The sequence below is a fragment of the Chamaesiphon sp. OTE_20_metabat_361 genome (genome assembly GCF_031364565.1).
The window spans coordinates 1-3,517 of sequence record NZ_JANLWO010000406.1 but is presented as its reverse complement, the minus strand read 5'-3'; the positions used below and the strand labels follow the sequence as shown (position 1 = coordinate 3,517).

The 3,517-nt window shown below is 47.0% G+C and carries 3 protein-coding genes; 1 reads left to right on the top strand and 2 read right to left on the bottom strand.

Going from position 1 to position 3,517, the window contains the following annotated elements; all coding sequences use genetic code 11:
* Positions 1-402 (top strand): hypothetical protein (locus tag RMO35_RS11875; protein ID WP_309741442.1); only part of this gene is annotated, 402 nt, incomplete at its 5' end.
* A gap of 86 nt (positions 403-488) precedes the next feature.
* Here the strand turns inward: RMO35_RS11875 and RMO35_RS11870 are convergent.
* Both RMO35_RS11870 and RMO35_RS11865 read right to left on the bottom strand, forming a co-directional pair.
* Positions 489-962 (bottom strand): anthrone oxygenase family protein, encoded by a 474-nt coding sequence (locus RMO35_RS11870; RefSeq protein WP_309741441.1) that lies wholly within the window; start codon positions 960-962, stop codon positions 489-491.
* Between the two features lie 94 nt (positions 963-1,056).
* Positions 1,057-3,517: DUF3656 domain-containing protein (locus RMO35_RS11865; protein ID WP_309741440.1), on the bottom strand; the 2,461-nt coding region annotated here is incomplete at its 5' end.

The window sequence follows — 3,517 nt, the reverse complement described above, 5'->3', positions numbered from 1 at the left end:
CCCACCGCAGCGATGGCTGGCGGCATCGGCAACAACTATATCGGCCCTGCGGTTACTTTTGGTGGCGGACAAAGTGTATTTGGTATCGATAGCAAGTTAGGTATCGCTGACAATATTTCCCTACGTCCTTATGTCAACTTTCCCTCTGGTGGGACGCAGTTTGGTACTAGTTTGACTTATGATTGGGATCTGCGTCAATCACCTACACCGATTACCCCCTTTATCGGCGTGGGTGTTGGTTTCCAGACAGGTAACTCCAATACTACAACAAACGGTTTTGCTCAAGTTGGTGCCGATCTAAATGTCAGTGAAAGTTTTGCTTTATTGGGTTCGGTAGCAATTCCCTTTAGTAGCAATAATGCAAATACCAGTGTCACCATAGGTGCTAATTTACGTTTCTAAGTTTCAAACTAACAGCTATAAATAAAAAGGAGGGGTAATCGCTCGATTGCCCCTCCTTTTTATCTATAGTTAACGTAAGAAAGAGTCTACGCTAACGAGATCGCGGCGGCGGCGGCAAATGCCGCTCCCGTGCGCATGTGATTCCAGAATGTCCAATCGGCAAGATAATCAGTCCATATTTTGATACCATCGGCACTACTCGGCTCGACCTTGGCAAGTGCCTCGTTGAGTGGCACGTTAAATACCAGCGTTACCCCAATTGTACCGATGAGATAAAGCAAGCTGCCCAGCATAGTATGTGTAATACTAATTTGCTGCCATTTTAATAACGAGGAGATAGCTACAAAGACGCAACCAACCCCCGTTCCTAAGAATGCTGTCATAAATAATGGATTGATGACCGTGATATTAATAGATTGCATCGCAGCAATACCCTGCGCTGGCTGGAGCCGAGCCAGCGCATTCATCACGAAGTTAGAAAATGCGAAGAAAACTCCCGCTATTAATGAGCAACCTAATACCGAAATAAGTTTCAAGGCAAACAGGAGATCGATCGCCATAAATCCTCCGCTAAAATACTGCTTGAAACAGCGATGTCCGCCTTTGCAAACTAAAACTCAGAACATCTTGACAGACATAGCTATCGACCTATTGCTATACTCCCAAAGAACCGCGAGTGACACCGAGCTGACTGCTCAATTTAAGATTTTGCCACAATTGGGCACCACTAATTTGACCGCCTAATAATTGTTGATAATACCCGATCGTTTCGCTCACTGTTTGCGGCGATTCATTGACAAACTCCAATCGGAAATTATAGACACCTAACTCGACTAAGCGGTGGATATATTCCGCCCCGGATTGAGCGACACCGTTAAATACCGTATTTCGGCAGCCAGCATCGGCTTGGAGAATGTGTTCGGTACCGACTCGATCGCGTAATTTGACCTGATGCGTATCGCAGGGACGACCGCAATTGGTATAATCTGTACCTTCAGATAAGAACGCACAAAAGACGCAGTGCTCCATGTGGAACATCGGCATGTGTTGGTGAATAGTGACTTCAAACCAGTCGCGAGGACAACTGCGAATCAGGGCGGTTAATTGGTCGATATTCAGGTCATAGGAAGCCGTCAGGCGGTCTAAAGTATAGTTTTGATAGAAATAGTCAGCCGTCAGCGGATTGGCGACATTCAGGGCAAAATCAGCCACACACCGCTGGTTTTTAAAAAACTCCAGGTGGTCGTAATTGCGGATTAAATAACCATCGGCATCGCTCGATCGTACTTGCTCTAAAATCCAATTTTCGCCCGGTTTACTAATGCGTGGTGGGGCGACAAATATTTGCGGTGGATTACTTTGATACTGTTTAGCCGCCCGCACTAATTGCACGGCTTCGCGGTATTTGCGCGGATCTTCGAGTTCACAATAAATAGTCGCAATACCAGACTCGATCGCCGCTGGAATTTGGTCTAGTTTGCGGACTAAAGTAATTAGTTGAGGTGGGTTAGGATATGCCTGGGTGACTTCGGGTAATAAGTCTGTTAATTTATTTGTCGGCGATAGTTGCCACGATTTTGGCTGACTGCGAACCTCGGTTAATTTAGTTACTAATTCGCGACGGAGTTGATTGAGGGCGCTGACTGGTAACATCAGATCGCCAACTAAATGATTAGTGAGATTTCCCAAGCAGAAAGGGGTATTACCCAATCGTCCTAATTGAGCGGTGAGTTTCTCAGTAGTCAGCGGTTGATTTTGAGCTGGAACTAATAATATCTCTGATTCCACCTGCACCACCGCACCCATTTCATCACGAGCGATCGCGATTAGTGGTTGATTAACTTCGCCATGCAATTCTAACTCGATCGGACGCTGATACTTAGGCACATCGCCTGCATAAGTTTGGCGAACTTGTTTGTCCAATTCGGGATCGCTAGTTTTCCAAACTTTATCGCCGATATATACTTGGCGAAAGTTTACCATCCCGCGCCCAAAGGTTAACATCACTTCTTCTCGATCGCCTTTAAATACCTCGTAAACCCGCCCACCTTCTTCTCTGTCTTCCGGATGTCCGCAGTCAAACACGATCCCATCGCCAGCCTTAATCGGTGAAATTGGCTCGATCGTAATTGCCTCGCGATCGGGATAAACTCTGGTAACTTCGCCTAAATAGACGCCGCGCTTTTTCCCAAATCTCGCATGTACTAAAGCCTGATTATCGATACCCTCAAACCAGCCAGTATGCAACCCGCGCGAGAATGCCATTTCGAGATTATATAAATCTTGCACTGGCTCAACCGCTACCCCTAAATCTGAAACAATGCGATCGACCGCCGAGCGATACACTTTCGTTACACTCGCCACATATTCCGGCGTCTTCAATCGTCCCTCAATCTTGAGACAACTGACACCACTTTTAATAATTTCCGGCAAGACATTTAACCCTGCCAAATCTTGTGGACTGAGTAAATACTTGCGATCGCCCAAATGATATAACTGCTCGTCCACAATCAGATCGTAAGGCATCCGACATGCTTGAGCGCACTCGCCGCGATTTGCCGATCGACCGCCCAAAGATTCACTCGTCAAACATTGCCCAGAATAGGCAACACATAGCGCCCCATGTACGAATACTTCGAGCGGAATCGAGATTTCGCGATCGCCTAATTGCTCTTGAATCTTGTTAATTTCTTTGAGCGAACATTCCCGCGCCAAGACAACTAAATTACACCCTAATTCATGAGCAAATTCTACCCCCGCCGCACTCGTTACCGTCATCTGCGTCGAAGCATGAATCGGAAAATCTGGAGACAAATGGCGAATTAATTTACACAATCCGACATCCTGCACGATCGCGGCATCCACACCAGCTAAAATGACACTCCGCAAGTATTGCTCCGCCGCTGGTAACTCCTGCGGAAACACCAAAGTATTGAGCGTGACATAGCCCTTGACGCCCCGTTGATGCAGCCATGCCATCAATTCTGGCAAATCCGCCTCGGTAAAGTTTTCCGCCCGCATTCGGGCATTAAACCGCTCCAATCCAAAATAGATGGCATCCGCACCATTTTCGATCGCCGCTTTGGCGCATTCCCAATTTCCCGCAGGCGCGAGC

Coding starts and splice junctions, on each gene's coding strand:
- RMO35_RS11870 (WP_309741441.1), bottom strand. CDS start 962: ATGGCGATCGATCTCCTGTTTGCCTTGAAACTTATTTCGGTATTAGGT.